Below are 14,400 nucleotides of genomic sequence, written 5' to 3'. Positions count from 1 at the left end.
CCAAATATGTCCGCATGAAACCCTCATGAGGACAAAAATTGCAAAGTTAACACTAGATTTGTCCTTATAACAAAATCCGCAACACCTTAATAAATAGATGAAAACCTGGAGGTCATTATGGCTGGTTATACGCCGATGATACAACAATACCTAACCATTAAGGCAGACTATCAAGATGCCTTTTTATTTTTTCGCCTAGGCGACTTTTATGAAATGTTTTTCGATGATGCCGTTAAAGCATCACAAGAACTTGAAATTACCCTTACAAGCCGTGAAGGCGGGTCAGAAGATCGGATTCCGATGTGCGGAGTTCCCTACCATTCCGCGCCCAACTATATCGAACAACTTATCTCCAAAGGCTATAAAGTAGCCATTTGCGAACAAATGGAAGACCCGAGACAAACAAAAGGCATGGTAAAACGGGAAGTCGTTCAGCTCATCACCCCGGGGACCGTCATGGATGGCAAAGGGCTAACCGACAAAGAGAACAACTATCTTGCTTCCATCACAGCGTTTGACGATCAAACCTTTGGACTCGCCTACAACGATATCTCAACTGGAGAAAGCCGAGTCACACTCCTAACCAAATCTGATGAAGTGCTCAATGAACTGGCGGTCCTAGGTGCCAAAGAGGTCGTGGTGGCCAGCAACTTTGACGTAGAACTTCAAAAAAAGATGCGCGAACGCGATGTACTCGCGATTTCCTTTGAGGATAATAGTTCAATAGATATCAACTTTGCCCAATTGCTTGAAGACCTTAATCAGGAAAAATTAAAGCAATCAGCAGCAAGATTGTTTCACTATCTATTCAGGTCACAAAAGAGAAGTCTTGACCATCTTCAGCCGGTGACAACCTATCAAATTCAGCAATACATGAAAATTGATTACTATTCAAAAAGAAATCTAGAATTAACTGAGACCATTCGCTCGAAAGGGAAGAAAGGTTCCCTATTGTGGCTGCTTGATGAAACGAAAACAGCCATGGGCGCCAGAATGCTGAAAACTTGGATCGACAGACCACTGATTCAACAGGCGGAAATTGAGCACCGTCATAACTTGGTTGGCGTCTTAATCCACCATTATTTTGAACGACAAGAGCTGCGTGAAAACTTAAAAGAAGTCTACGATCTGGAAAGATTAGCAGGACGAGTGGCTTTTGGAAACGTGAATGCACGTGACTTAGTCCAGTTAAAACGTTCCTTATTGCAGGTCCCATTTTTAAAACAAATCCTCCATGGAATGCAGAATGAGCAAATGAATGAAATTGCGGATAAGCTGGATCCATGTGAAGAAGTGACGGATCTGCTTGAGCAGGCGATTGTGGACAATCCTCCTCTTTCCTTAAAAGAAGGGAATATCATTCGCGACGGTTATCATGAACAGCTTGATCAGTATCGCGATGCCAGCCGTAACGGGAAGAGCTGGATTGCCCAGCTTGAGCGGGAAGAACGCGAGAAAACCGGAATTAAATCATTAAAGGTCGGCTATAATCGTGTGTTTGGATACTATATTGAAGTTACCCGTGCCAACCTGCATCTTTTAACAGAAGGTCAATATGAGCGAAAGCAAACATTAACCAATGCTGAACGTTTCATTACACCTGAATTAAAGGAAAAAGAGGCATTAATTTTACAAGCAGAAGAAAAATGCGGTGAACTTGAATATAATTTGTTCACTGAAATTCGTGAAATCGTTAAAGAACAGATCCCCCGTCTCCAGGCATTGGCTAAAGCGGTTAGTGAACTGGACGTCTTACAATGTTTTGCTCAAGTCAGTGAAGAACGCCGCTATGTGAAACCACAGTTTTCAAATGAACGCCGAGTCGTGATTAAGGACGGACGCCATCCGGTTGTTGAAAAAGTACTAAACAAGCAAGAATATGTACCAAACGACTGTTTTATGGACAGCGACCGTGATGTTTTGTTGATCACAGGACCGAACATGTCTGGTAAAAGTACCTACATGCGGCAAATCGCCTTGATTGCCATCTTAGGGCAGATTGGCTGTTTTGTACCGGCTGCAGAAGCCGTATTGCCGATTTTTGACCAGGTATTTACACGTATCGGTGCAGCGGACGATTTAATTTCCGGCCAAAGTACCTTTATGGTGGAAATGCTTGAAGCAAAAAATGCCATTGCGAATGCGACTCAAGATAGTTTAATCTTATTCGATGAAATCGGCCGGGGAACCTCTACCTATGACGGTATGGCCCTTGCACAGGCGATTATTGAATACATTCATGAGCGAATTGGGGCGAAAACGTTATTTTCCACGCATTATCACGAGCTGACCGTTTTAGAAGAAGAACTATCAAAGCTAAAAAATATTCATGTCAGTGCAATTGAACATAATGGCAAGGTAGTTTTTCTTCATAAAATCAAGGAAGGTCCAGCTGATAAAAGTTACGGAATCCATGTCGCACAGCTTGCCGAACTGCCAGCTGAATTGATCCAGCGGGCGAGCGAGATTTTAGCTGAACTAGAGAAGACAGATACTCAAAATGCGCCTGCCAAAATCGTTGAACGGACAAATGCGGTGAACAAGATTGAACCAACAATCGAAGAAGAACAGGTTGAAAAACCTGTTGATCAACCTGCACAATTATCGTTTTTCGATGAACCTGCATTGCCAAAGAAAGCTGAGCCAACACCAAAGGAAAAACGTGTGTTAGAAAAGATAAAAGAGTTAGATTTATTAGATGTTACACCGCTTCAAGCGATTAACCTGCTATATGAGCTCCAGAAAAAGTTAAAGTAAGGGGGCGTTATGGATGGGGAAAATCATCCAGTTAGATGAGATATTATCAAATAAAATAGCGGCCGGAGAGGTAGTGGAACGCCCTGCCTCTGTCGTCAAAGAACTGGTGGAAAATGCGATTGATGCCGGCAGTACAGTAATTGAAATTGAAATAGAAGAAGCTGGACTGGCGAAGATTCGTATTACCGATAACGGCTATGGGATTGAAGAAGAGGACGTATTAATCGCCTTCCAACGCCATGCTACCAGTAAAATTAAAAATGAAAATGACTTATTCCGAATTCGGACCCTCGGATTCCGCGGGGAGGCCCTGCCAAGTATCGCCTCTGTTTCAAGGCTGGAAATGAAGACTTCTACGGGAGAAGGGGCAGGTAACAGGGTTCTGATTGAAGGCGGAAAGGTCGAAGTGTTTGAAAAAGCTTCGGCTAGACGCGGCACCGATATCACGATTACCGATTTATTTTACAACACGCCTGCTCGTTTGAAATATATGAAAACCATTCATACAGAGCTTGGTAACATCACCGATGTGGTGAACCGATTGGCGCTCTCCCATCCGGAGGTAGCTTTTCGGCTGATCCATAATGAGCGGAAACTGCTGCAAACGAACGGAAACGGTGATGTCCGCCAGGTTCTGGCGTCGATTTATGGGCTGGCGATTGCGAAACAGCTTGTCCCCGTTTCGGGTACGTCGTTGGATTATAAGATTACTGGATTTGCCTCAATGCCTGAAGTAACCAGGGCATCTAGAAACTATATTTCGACCATGATCAACGGCCGTTTTATTAAAAATTACCCGCTGGCAAAAGCCATTTCGGAAGGCTACCATACCCTGCTTCCAATCGGGCGTTATCCGATTGTGTATCTTAATATTGAAATGGATCCATTACTGGTGGATGTCAATGTGCATCCCTCAAAAATGGAGGTCCGTATTAGTAAGGAAGCCGAGCTGAATGAACTGGTCACAACGATGATCAAGGATACCTTTAAATCGAAAATCTTGATTCCAACGGCTTATACTCCTGTGAAAAAAGATGAAGTCAAATCGGAGCAAACTGCTTTATCGCTGGATGAAGGAATACCGGTGAGGAGTAGTAAACCCATTGAAACACCATGGGAGCCCCCCGCTAGTACGCAGAGTATCCAGGAAAGGATAACAATTCCGTCTCCTCGATTTGAAAGCATTCCTTTTAAGCAAGAGGTAATCACTAGAGAAACGATTTTTGAAACGGAAGAGGAAACAGAGGGAGATGCGTATGTTATTGAAACTCCTTCAGAGGTTAATTACCAACCAAGTGATTCGCGGCCAATAGAAAGGACTCCTCTGGCAGAAGACGAAGTCCAAAGCAGGATACCGCGTCTTTACCCAATTGGTCAAATGCATGGTACGTATATTTTTGCTCAGAATGAAAATGGCTTATATATCATCGATCAGCACGCCGCTCAGGAGCGGTTGAAATATGAATATTTCCGGGAAAAAGTAGGACAGGTACAGTCAGAATTACAGGAAATGCTTGTGCCGATTACGCTAGAGTATTCTACAGATGAGTATGTAAAAATAATGGAGAATCTTAGTGAGCTAGAAAAAGTGGGCGTGTTTCTAGAGGAATTTGGTTTGAATAGTTTTATTGTCCGCTCTCATCCGCAATGGTTTCCAAAAGGGGAGGAAAAGCAGATCATTGAGGATATGATTGAACAGGTTTTATTGATGAAAAAGGTGGATATTAAAAAGCTTCGTGAAGAGGCAGCGATTATGATGAGCTGTAAAGCCTCGATTAAGGCGAATCGTCATTTACGCAATGATGAGATCCAGGCGCTTCTCGATGACCTGCGGAAAGCCTCTGACCCGTTCACCTGCCCGCATGGCAGACCGATCATTGTTCATTATTCAGTTTATGAGATGGAGAAGATGTTTAAACGAGTGATGTAAGTTAGTGATCTTGATTTCAAAATCACTGAAACTGTCCTTAATCATATGCCTATTAAGGACAAAATTAGTAAAGATTACAAAGAAGTTGTATTTAATAAGGATTCTTGAGGACAAAACTGGGAAAGATTACAGAGAAGTTGTCTTTAATAGGGCTATTGAGGACAAAACTAGTAAAGATTACAAAGAAGTTGTCTTTAATAGGGGCTATTGAGGACAAAACTAGTAAAGATTACAAAGAAGTTGTCTTTAATAAGGATTCTTGAGGACAAAACTGGTAAAGATTACAAAGTAAATGTCTTTAATAAGGGTTCTTGGGGACTAAAAATGTAAGAATTCCAAGAAAACCGTCCCCAACAACCTCTCACCAAATCAGGAAAAATCTTTTATAAAAGAACGTTGAAAAAGGCTGCAGAAACCATTCTGCAGCCTTTTAGAATACCTATTTTATACCAACATGAATCTTATTAATAAACTGAAGTGCCTGTCCAGTTCCAACAGCCACAGACTCTAACGGACTAGATGCCAACTGAACTGGTACAAAAATCTCCTCACTCAGCCAAGCTTCCATTCCATTTAGCAACGAACCCCCGCCAGTCAAAATAACTCCGCGGTCAACAATATCACCACTTAACTCAGCAGGGCAATCCTCAAGCGTCGCACGAATCGCTTCTAAAATATGCAACAAGGATTCTCTAATTGCATTTTGAATCTCATATGATGATAGAGAAATAGTTTTTGGTAACCCTGTAACCAAATCGCGGCCCCGCACGTCCATAAACTTTTCCTCATGCTTAATAAGCCCAAAACCAATCTCCATTTTAATGTTCTCAGCTGTTCTCTCACCAATTAAGACATTGTATTCTTTTCGGACATATTGAACGATATCTTCATCCAAACGATCCCCGCCAATTTTAATCGAGTGACAGGCCACCACACCACCGAAGGAGATAATCGCAACTTCGGTATTTCCGCCGCCGATATCGACAACCACATTGGCGACAGGCTCGTCGACTGGTAATCCAGCCCCAATCGCCGCAGCTACAGGCTCCTCGATTAAAGAGATTTTTTTCGCACCAGCATTCCTAACGGCATCCTCAATTGCCCGGCGCTCAACACTTGTCGAACCAGAAGGGATACAAACCACAACATTCGGCTTGCGGATCGCAAAGCCTAACTTTTTAGACGCCTTCCTCATCATATGTTTAAGCATTTCAGTGGTTAAATCAAAATCTGCAATAACCCCATCTTTTAATGGGCGGATGGCAACGATTTTTTCAGGGGTTTTCCCAACCATCTCTTTAGCTTCACGTCCTACTGCAACCACATTTTTTGTATTCGTATCAATAACCACAACGGATGGTTCATTAAGGACAATTCCTTTAGTCTTACTATAAACCAATATATTAGCAGTTCCTAAATCAATTCCAAGATCAAAATTAGAAAGCATTCCATTCACCTAGTTTCTAAAAGTATTATTTCATAAAAACCTACGTTTTAGCCTACCATGAATATGGGGGTAAAAAGCCTTTTGTAAAAGAACCGTTATGGTTTTGTAAACTTATATATTTATTTGTCATATTTTGAAGAAAGGTGTTATAAAAATTTCATTTAACAAAATACGCATAGAAAAGAAAATTTTTGTATATAATTGTTTGATGTTCTACTGCTTTTCAAAATTGTGTTACCATGTAGGGGTGGACAGCTGTCCATCGCTGAAAAAAAGATAAGGCAGTGAGAAAAAAGTGGATTCCAAACAAAAATTATTAGTGATCATTGGCCCAACCGCTGTGGGAAAAACCAATCTAAGCATTGAAATGGCTAAACGCTATAACGGTGAAATTATCAGCGGTGATTCCATGCAGATTTATCGCGGTATGAATATTGGGACAGCGAAAATAACGAAACAAGAAATGCAAGGTATCCCACACCATTTAATTGATATCAAGGAACCGGAAGAAGCTTTTTCAGTAGCCGATTTTCAACTCTTGGTCCGTGCAAAAATAAATGAGATTGCCAAAAGGGGAAAGCTTCCCATCATTGTTGGCGGGACAGGGTTATACATCCAGTCTGTCATTTATGACTATCAATTTTCCGATGTATCAGGTGATGAAGCTTTCCGTCTTGAGTTAGAAGAAAGAGTGAAAGAAATCGGGAATGAAGCTTTACATAAAGAACTGCAGGAGGTTGACCCGGAAAGTGCGGCGCAAATTCATCCTAATAATGTGAGAAGGGTCATTCGGGCACTTGAAATCTTTCATTTAACAGGTAAAACCATGCAAGAGTATCAGAAAAAGCAGCAGCCGGACCTACTTTACGATACGGCACTTATCGGATTAACGATGGATCGTGAAAAACTATATGAGCGTATCAACTTAAGAGTAGATATTATGGTCAATCAAGGACTGCTTGCTGAGGTTAAGGACCTATATGATCAAGGCTTGCGGGACGTACAATCCATTCAAGCCATCGGTTATAAAGAAATATATGATTATTTAGATGGCAAAGTATCATGGGAAGACGCGGTAGAAACCCTCAAACAAAACTCAAGGAGATATGCAAAAAGGCAATTCACTTGGTTTCGGAACAAAATGGATGTACAATGGTTTGATATGACGAATGTGAACAATTTAGCAAAAAAAATAGCTGAAATTTCACATTATGTTGAAGGAAAGCTTCAACTAAAATCGAATACATATTAGTAGAGATAAAAGAGGAGGATATACTAATGAAAACAACAATCAATATTCAAGATCAATTTTTGAACCAGTGCCGTAAAGACAACACCCATGTAACGGTGTTCCTTCTAAATGGTTTTCAATTAAGAGGCCAAATTAAGGGCTTTGATAATTTTACCGTTTTATTTGAATCAGAGGGGAAACAGCAACTAGTATTTAAACATGCTATTTCTACATTTGCGCCACAAAGAAACGTCCAGCTTGAATTGGATAATCAATAAAATTTTATAAAATTGAGCCCATTAGCTGGGGCTCTTTTTTTGTTTTCGGAAAATAAAAGAAATCTTCTTTAATGAATTCCACTGTAGATGAATACACATTAATTGAAGGATTATGCCTAACCTTAAACACTTCCGGTGTAGCTTAAAACTTGCTACCTTACGTATACTGTTTGCAGATTGAGAGGTGATAGCTTTGGATCAACCATTTCGAACAAAAAGTAACGGCCAAATAAGGGTGGTACTCAACTCACAGGAAAGAACAACTGTAAGAAAAGAAGTACCCGATTTTCAAGTTGCTCCAAAGGTCATTCCCCTAGAGCATACGGCCCTAAAAGAAATTGAAGAAGAGCTCGGGGCATTGGTTGGCATGGAAGAAATGAAACGAATGATAAAAGAAATCTACGCTTGGATTTATGTGAACAAAAAGCGTGAAGAAATGGGCCTGAAGGCAAGAAAACAAGCCCTCCATATGATGTTTAAAGGAAATCCCGGGACAGGAAAAACTACAGTCGCAAGGTTAATTGGCAAGTTGTTTCAAAAAATGAGTGTTCTCTCAAAAGGTCATTTGATTGAAGCAGAGAGGGCGGACCTCGTTGGCGAGTATATTGGACACACTGCCCAAAAAACCAGAGATTTAGTGAAAAAGGCACAGGGGGGAATTCTTTTCATAGATGAAGCCTATTCCTTAGGACGCGGTGGAGAAAAGGATTTCGGCAAAGAAGCCATTGATACACTGGTCAAACATATGGAGGATAAACAGCATGAGTTTATTTTAATTCTAGCTGGATACTCACGAGAAATGAATCACTTTCTTACTTTAAACCCGGGTCTTCACAGCCGTTTTCCGCTGGTGATTGATTTTCCGGATTATAACATCGATCAACTGATGGATATTGCGGGCAGAATGTTAGAGGAAAGAGAGTACACGTTTAGTCATGAGGCAGAAAAAAAGTTAAGAGATCATTTGATTTGGGTAAAGGCGGTTTTAAATCCTAATAGTTTTTCAAACGGAAGATATGTCCGTAATGTCATTGAAAAATCGGTACGGGCACAGGCCATGCGGCTGTTAATGTTAAACAGCTATGACAAACATGAATTAATGACACTTAGAAGCAATGACCTCGTATTTGAGGAGGATTAATTGCAAAAATCGGCGGGAATTCATCCGCCGATTTGTTTTTGGTTTTGTATAGTTTGGGAGACCTCGAGACTCCGGGAAGGAAGCTTCCAGTCAAAGGTATATGATAGAACACGCAAGACAGTCACTAAAACAAAAAGGGTATATAATTCCCAAGATTTAGTAGCTATCTCAAGCCCGATAATCAGTCCTGCCAGGATCGCCCAGACTGCATAAATTTCCGCTCTTAAAACAATCGGCTTTCTCCCTGCAAGCAAATCACGGATAATTCCTCCGCCAATTCCGGTTAATACAGCCGCAACAATCACCGCGCTAAGTGGATGGTCCATTTTCTCCGCATACATGGCACCCTGTATCGCAAAGGCGGACAGGCCAATGGCATCAGAGAGATTTCCCCATTTCTGCCAGTGCCGCAAAAGGTTATTTGGAAATATGAAAACCGCTGTTATAGCTAATAAAGCAATTTGGAAAAATAACCCTTGTTCCCATAAAGTGGAGATAGGTACTCCAATCAACAGGTTCCGAATCGCCCCTCCGCCAAACGCCGTTACAATCCCTAAAATATAAACTCCTAAAATGTCATATTCCTCTTCCATAGCAACAATTGCCCCGCTGATGGCAAAGGCAATGGTACCGATCATACTCAATACTTCCCAAGTCATGTTGTTTTCTCCTCCGCGTGTCCCTACAAAAACACAATGGTAATAGTAAAAACGTCCGTAACAAACAATAAAAATTTTATCATGATGAGTGAAAATTTCAACAATTATTTTTAATAACAAAAAGCTTGGGGAAAATTAGAGATTGCAGGGATTTTTTGTTATGATGAAATTTGAGCACAGTTAAGGAAGGAAGGGTGCCTGTGGAACAAAAAGAAACGAAGGAAAAAGTAATCCTCGTAGGCTGTCAAACAAACAATGACGAGAATTTACGTTTTGACTACTCAATGGAAGAATTAGGAGCATTAACCGAAACCGCACAGGGGGAGGTCATCGCCTCCGTTATTCAAAAACGAGACCGTGTCCATCCTGCCACCTATATCGGTAAAGGAAAAGTCGAAGAATTAAGGCTCCTTGTTGAGGAGTTGGAAGCAGACATTGTCATATTTAACGATGAACTTTCTCCAAGTCAAAAAAGAAATCTGGGCTCGGAAATGGACGCAAGAATCATTGATCGAACTCAACTTATTTTAGATATATTTGCACAACGTGCACGTTCAAAAGAGGGTAAGCTTCAAGTTGAACTAGCTCAGCTGCAATACATACTTCCCCGTCTGGCCGGACAAGGTACAGCTCTATCCAGACTAGGTGCCGGTATTGGGACAAGAGGACCAGGGGAAACAAAGCTTGAATCAGACCGAAGACATATTCGCCGGCGAATCGATGATATTAAAAGCCAGCTTTCTGTTATTGTCCAACACCGGGATCGGTACCGTGAGCGAAGAAAGAAAAACAAAACATTCCAAGTCGCAATCGTCGGTTATACAAATGCCGGAAAGTCGACACTTTTTAATCGCTTATCCGAAGCGGAATCCTATGAGGAAAATCAATTATTTGCGACACTCGATCCAATGACACGCAAATTGATTTTACCAAGTGGTTTTTTAGCATTGATTACTGATACGGTTGGATTTATTCAAGATCTGCCAACCACCCTGATTGCTGCCTTCCGCTCGACTCTTGAGGAAGTAAAGGAAGCGGACCTGCTTCTTCACGTAGTGGATATGTCCAACCCGGATTATTACCAGCATGAAAAAACAGTGAAAAAATTGCTTGATGACCTGGAAGTCAAAGATATTACACAAATAACCGTGTATAATAAAAGGGATGTCCAGCATCCTGATTTTGTTCCGACAGCAGATACTCCGACCATCTTTATCAGCGCCTTTGATGAAAATGACCGTCATGCATTAAAGGAACAGATGGAAAAAGTGGTAATGGGCATGATGGATTCATATGAAGTCCAAATTCCTTCAACAGAAGGCAAGCTGCTATCACAATTAAAAAATGACACCATCTTAAGACAGCTTGTTTTTGATGAAGAGGGTGAATTTTACCGATGTAAAGGCTATACACTTCCAGACCATCAAATTACAGGACAACTACAGAAATTCACGATATAGTTAGGAGCTACAACATGTTTCAACAGTTAAAAAATGGGGAAAGCCTTCAGCCGATTGTTAAAAAGGTAGAACAACAAATCGCTGAAGTACATAAAGAAATAGACGAAAGAATCGAAAGTAATCAATTTCGCGTATTAAAAAGCTATCAGAAACACCGGGTTAGTGATTCACACTTTATCCCGTCAACGGGCTATGGCTATGATGATATAGGCCGGGATACATTAGAGCTGGTGTATGCAGATGTCTTTGGCGGCGAAGCCGGTCTTGTTCGACCACAAATTATTTCTGGTACACATGCCATCTCGATTGCCCTTTTCGGGGTATTAAGACCAGGAGATGAATTGCTTTATATTACTGGTAAACCGTATGATACACTCGAGGGAATTGTTGGAATCCGTGGCAATGGGGTAGGTTCGTTAAGGGAATTTGGGATTTCGTATGACAGCGTCGCATTAACGGATGAAGGATCCATCAATTGGGACGAGGTTGCTGCAAAAATAAAACCAAACACAAAAATGATTGGAATCCAGCGCTCGAAAGGGTATGCAACACGACCATCATTCACCGTAGCGGAAATCGGTCAAATGATTTCTTTTGTTAAAGAAATAAAGTCTGATTTGGTTGTTTTCGTAGACAATTGTTATGGGGAGTTCGTGGAGGAACAGGAGCCATGCCATGTGGGAGCCGATTTAATGGCAGGGTCGTTAATTAAAAATCCTGGCGGCGGCCTTGCCAAAACGGGCGGATATATAGTTGGCAAAAAACAGTGGGTTGAGGCTTGCTCTTACCGAATGACTTCTCCTGGAATTGGGGCAGAGGCGGGCGCATCTCTTTATAGCCTTCAAGAAATGTATCAAGGCTTCTTTCTAGCGCCGCATGTTGTAGGGCAGGCATTAAAGGGAGCTGTGTTTACGGCGGCCATGCTAGAGCAATTAGGTATGAATTCGTCTCCTAAATGGAATGCCAAACGGACTGACTTAATTCAGTCAGTTCAATTCGATGATCGGGATAAAATGGTCTCATTTTGCCAAGCCATTCAATTTGCATCCCCGATTAATTCCTATGTCACTCCGCACCCAAGCTATATGCCTGGCTATGAAGATGATGTGATTATGGCTGCCGGTACGTTTATTCAAGGGGCAAGTATTGAGCTTACTGCCGATGGGCCGTTAAGACCGCCGTATGTAGCATACATTCAGGGAGGATTAACCTACTCTCATGTTAAAATGGCCATTTGTTTAGCGGTGGATCATTTAATAGAAAAGGAATTAATCCAACTGAAATAGGTAAAAATAATGTGACAGGTTTTTAACATGCCTAAATTTTTCTAAAAAACCATGTAAGAAACCCTTACATAACATTGACATCTTTTCTAACAAGAAATATAATAGCAATATGATTAGAGTTAAGGGAGGAGAAATTTGGTGAGTGGGAGTGAAATACGTCGTTCCATGCCATTGTTTCCGATCGGAACGGTCATGCAGTTAACTGATTTAACCGCACGGCAAATCCGCTACTATGAAGAACACCAATTGATCTCTCCAGCAAGAACCGAGGGAAACAGGCGACTATTCAGTTTAAATGATATTGATAGACTATTAGAAATTAAAGACTTGATAGACCAAGGTGTGAACATGGCTGGTATTAAGCAGCTGTTCGTGGTCAAAGAGCAACAGCAAACAAACGTAATCGAAAAACAAGCCGAAAAAGCAAAACAAGAACTAACTGATGAACAACTAAGAAAGCTGCTCCGCAATGAATTAATGCACTCTGGAAGAAACAATCGATTTACATTACGCCAAGGCGATATGTCTCGATTTTTCCATTAATTTTAATCATTCTTTTTGAAAAATAGGGGGAATTAAAATGGCAAAGTATTCAAGAGAAGACATCCAACGGATGGCGAAAGAAGAGAATGTAAAATTTATTCGTCTTCAATTCACTGACATTCTAGGAACTATTAAAAACGTGGAGATTCCAATCAGCCAATTGGAAAAAGCACTTGATAACAAAATGATGTTTGACGGTTCTTCTATTGAAGGTTTCGTACGTATCGAAGAATCTGATATGCTTCTATATCCAGACCTAAACACATGGGTAGTTTTCCCTTGGACGGCAGAAAAAGGAAAAGTTGCTCGTTTAATCTGTGATATCTATACTCCAGAAGGTAAACCTTTTGAAGGTGACCCGCGTAACAACCTAAGAAGAGTATTAAAAGAAATGGAAGAGTTAGGATTCACTAACTTCAACCTTGGACCTGAGCCAGAATTCTTCTTATTTAAATTAGATCAAAAAGGTGAACCAACTCTAGAACTTAACGACCAAGGCGGATACTTTGACTTAGCTCCAACTGACCTAGGTGAAAACTGCCGTCGTGATATCGTTCTTGAGCTAGAAGAAATGGGCTTTGAAATTGAAGCTTCTCACCACGAAGTAGCTCCAGGACAACACGAAATCGACTTTAAATATGCAGATGCATTAACTGCATGTGACCAAATCCAAACATTTAAGCTTGTTGTTAAAACAATTGCTCGTAAGCACGGCTTACACGCAACATTCATGCCAAAACCATTATTCGGTGTAAACGGATCTGGTATGCACATGAACCTTTCATTATTCAAGAACAATGAAAATGCATTCTATGAGCCAGGCGGCGACTTAGATATGAGTGATACAGCTCGTCAATTTATTGCTGGTATCCTTAAGCACGCTCCAGCCTTTACAGCTGTAACTAACCCAACAGTAAACTCTTATAAGCGTCTAGTTCCTGGTTATGAAGCACCTTGTTATGTAGCATGGTCTGCTATGAACCGTTCACCACTTATCCGTATTCCTGCATCACGTGGATTAAGCACACGTGTTGAGGTACGTAGTGTTGACCCAGCAGCGAACCCATACTTAGCTATGGCTGTTCTATTAAAAGCTGGTTTAGACGGTATTAAAAATAAATTAACTCCTCCGGCTCCAGTGGATCGTAACATCTACGTTATGAGCAAGGAAGAAAGAATCGAAGAAGGCATCGTCGATCTTCCAGCAACTCTAGCAAGTGCATTAGATGAACTTAAGTCTGATGAAGTAATTGTTGCTGGCTTGGGAGAGCACATCTTCGAACACTTTGTTGAAGCAAAAGAAATCGAGTGGGATATGTTCCGTACGGTCGTTCACCAATGGGAACGCGATCAGTACATGAGCATGTACTAAGAGCTAAAATAAGGAAGCCTTGTCGCGAATTATGCGGCAAGGCTTTTTTGTGTTGTGTATAAAAGAACTGGTTCGACGCATTTATAATAAGTACTATAGGTTGAGTCCTGCTCTCATCGGTCGAAGCGCCCGCATCAATGGGCGTTCGAAGCTTGAAAGTCGTCCTCATCGGTCGAAGCGCCCGCATCAATAGACGTTTGAAGGTTGAAGGCTATCCTCATCGGTCGAAGCACCCGCATCAATGGGCGTTCGAAGGTTGAAGGCTGTCCTCATCGGTCGAAGCGTTCGCATCAATG

General features: G+C 41.3%; 11 protein-coding genes. 9 read left to right on the top strand and 2 right to left on the bottom strand.

The window, feature by feature from the left end; translation table 11 throughout:
* Positions 1-117: 117 nt before the first annotated feature.
* Positions 118-2,757 (top strand): DNA mismatch repair protein MutS, encoded by a 2,640-nt coding sequence (mutS, locus tag GXK58_RS03365; RefSeq protein ID WP_202171289.1) that lies wholly within the window; start codon positions 118-120, stop codon positions 2,755-2,757.
* A 13-nt stretch (positions 2,758-2,770) separates the two neighbouring features.
* The gene (gene mutL, locus GXK58_RS03360) at positions 2,771-4,687 is read left to right on the top strand and encodes a DNA mismatch repair endonuclease MutL (RefSeq protein WP_160719872.1); all 1,917 of its coding nucleotides are present in this window, start codon (positions 2,771-2,773) and stop codon (positions 4,685-4,687) included.
* A 439-nt stretch (positions 4,688-5,126) separates the two neighbouring features.
* Here the strand turns inward: mutL and mreBH are convergent, their stop codons facing one another.
* Complete coding sequence (gene mreBH / locus GXK58_RS03355) at positions 5,127-6,134, bottom strand: rod-share determining protein MreBH (protein ID WP_160719870.1); 1,008 nt, start codon at positions 6,132-6,134, stop codon at positions 5,127-5,129.
* Between the two features lie 295 nt (positions 6,135-6,429).
* Between mreBH and miaA the strand changes: the two genes are divergently transcribed.
* The 3 genes from miaA (at position 6,430) to spoVK (ending at position 8,784) form a co-directional block, all read left to right on the top strand.
* A complete protein-coding gene (gene miaA, locus GXK58_RS03350; protein WP_160719868.1) occupies positions 6,430-7,386 on the top strand; it encodes a tRNA (adenosine(37)-N6)-dimethylallyltransferase MiaA in 957 nt (318 codons plus the stop codon).
* Between the two features lie 26 nt (positions 7,387-7,412).
* A complete protein-coding gene (hfq, locus tag GXK58_RS03345; RefSeq protein ID WP_007083878.1) occupies positions 7,413-7,643 on the top strand; it encodes an RNA chaperone Hfq in 231 nt (76 codons plus the stop codon).
* A gap of 193 nt (positions 7,644-7,836) precedes the next feature.
* The gene (gene spoVK / locus GXK58_RS03340; protein WP_160719866.1) at positions 7,837-8,784 is read left to right on the top strand and encodes a stage V sporulation protein K; all 948 of its coding nucleotides are present in this window, start codon (positions 7,837-7,839) and stop codon (positions 8,782-8,784) included.
* Positions 8,785-8,804: 20 nt separating this feature from the next.
* On the opposite strand, the gene GXK58_RS03335 is transcribed toward spoVK, so the two are convergent.
* Positions 8,805-9,443: a trimeric intracellular cation channel family protein gene (locus GXK58_RS03335; protein WP_160719864.1), complete on the bottom strand. Its 639-nt coding sequence runs from the start codon at positions 9,441-9,443 to the stop codon at positions 8,805-8,807.
* Between the two features lie 200 nt (positions 9,444-9,643).
* On the opposite strand from GXK58_RS03335, the gene hflX reads away from it, so the two are divergent.
* The 4 genes from hflX to glnA all read left to right on the top strand — a co-directional run bounded on the left by hflX (position 9,644) and on the right by glnA (position 14,104).
* Positions 9,644-10,903, top strand: coding sequence for a GTPase HflX (gene hflX, locus GXK58_RS03330; protein ID WP_160719862.1), 1,260 nt, complete (start codon positions 9,644-9,646; stop codon positions 10,901-10,903).
* Between the two features lie 14 nt (positions 10,904-10,917).
* Positions 10,918-12,189, top strand: coding sequence for a methionine gamma-lyase family protein (locus GXK58_RS03325; RefSeq protein ID WP_160719860.1), 1,272 nt, complete (start codon positions 10,918-10,920; stop codon positions 12,187-12,189).
* Positions 12,190-12,327: 138 nt separating this feature from the next.
* Positions 12,328-12,732 carry a MerR family transcriptional regulator gene (locus GXK58_RS03320; protein WP_160719858.1) on the top strand — a complete coding sequence of 135 codons (405 nt, stop codon included), beginning with the start codon at positions 12,328-12,330 and terminating at the stop codon, positions 12,730-12,732.
* A 37-nt stretch (positions 12,733-12,769) separates the two neighbouring features.
* On the top strand, positions 12,770-14,104 hold the full coding sequence (gene glnA / locus GXK58_RS03315) for a type I glutamate--ammonia ligase (protein WP_160719856.1): 1,335 nt from the start codon (positions 12,770-12,772) through the stop codon (positions 14,102-14,104).
* Positions 14,105-14,400 lie beyond the last annotated feature (296 nt).

The organism is Bacillus sp. USDA818B3_A (assembly GCF_009928415.1).
GTDB lineage: Bacteria > Bacillota > Bacilli > Bacillales > Cytobacillaceae > Neobacillus.
Note: the sequence above shows the minus strand (reverse complement) of the source record. Positions and strands in the feature narration are given on the sequence as shown.

What these genes read in the sequence shown, in the direction of transcription:
- mutS (WP_202171289.1), top strand. Translation starts at nt 118, where the DNA reads ATGGCTGGTTATACGCCGATGATACAACAATACCTAACCATTAAGGCA.
- mutL (WP_160719872.1), top strand. Translation starts at nt 2,771, where the DNA reads ATGGGGAAAATCATCCAGTTAGATGAGATATTATCAAATAAAATAGCG.
- mreBH (WP_160719870.1), bottom strand. Translation starts at nt 6,134, where the DNA reads ATGCTTTCTAATTTTGATCTTGGAATTGATTTAGGAACTGCTAATATA.
- hfq (WP_007083878.1), top strand. Translation starts at nt 7,413, where the DNA reads ATGAAAACAACAATCAATATTCAAGATCAATTTTTGAACCAGTGCCGT.
- GXK58_RS03335 (WP_160719864.1), bottom strand. Translation starts at nt 9,443, where the DNA reads ATGACTTGGGAAGTATTGAGTATGATCGGTACCATTGCCTTTGCCATC.
- GXK58_RS03325 (WP_160719860.1), top strand. Translation starts at nt 10,918, where the DNA reads ATGTTTCAACAGTTAAAAAATGGGGAAAGCCTTCAGCCGATTGTTAAA.
- glnA (WP_160719856.1), top strand. Translation starts at nt 12,770, where the DNA reads ATGGCAAAGTATTCAAGAGAAGACATCCAACGGATGGCGAAAGAAGAG.